The 616-nt window shown below is 62.7% G+C and carries 1 pseudogene; it reads left to right on the plus strand.

What is annotated here, in order from left to right:
• A pseudogene (locus XI09_RS08435) lies at positions 1–282 on the plus strand (ZIP family metal transporter); the annotation flags it as partial.
• Between the last annotated feature and the right edge of the window lie 334 nt (positions 283–616).

A 616-nucleotide genomic window follows, 5' to 3' on the forward strand; every position in this document is an offset into this window, starting at 1 on the left:
ATGCTCGTGCCCCGCGGCATGCCGGTTTGGCAGGCTGCGCTGTGGAGCATCTTCACCAGCCTGCCGCAGCCGTTGATGGCGGTACCGTCCTATTTGGCCGTAACGGCCTTCGCGCCGTTCCTGCCGATAGGCTTAGGCATCGCAGCAGGCGCGATGGTCTGGATGGTGTTCGCCGAACTAATTCCCGACGCCAACAAGGATGCGCCGGCAAGCGTGGTTGGCGTGACCGTGACATTGGCCTTTGCCGGGATGGTAGCCTTCCAGTATTTGCTGCTGAAGTAGGTGCTGTCTGGCGAGCGAGGGCGCAGTCGCCGCGACGTCCAGAACCTAGCGCTTTGTGGCTGCGCGGCGAAGGAGAACGGGCGAACAATTGGAGGCCGACGCTGCGGCCCAATGACCGCTTCGGGTCATTCGCGTCGATTCTACCGCGTCTCGCCAGTTTCCGGTCTACCCCTGACAGCTGACGTGAGAACCAGTCTCGGGTTGGTCGATATTAGGCGAGAAGCGGCATTGAACCGGGTTTGGGGCTCGCGCTCGCCGAGCCGCGCTTTCGTTGGTTACCATCCACCTAATCCGGCACGCGCGGCAGTCCTTACCTCAACGCGCGCTGAAGGTC

This window comes from Bradyrhizobium sp. CCBAU 11386 (genome assembly GCF_028128955.1).
Taxonomy (GTDB): Bacteria; Pseudomonadota; Alphaproteobacteria; order Rhizobiales; family Xanthobacteraceae; genus Bradyrhizobium.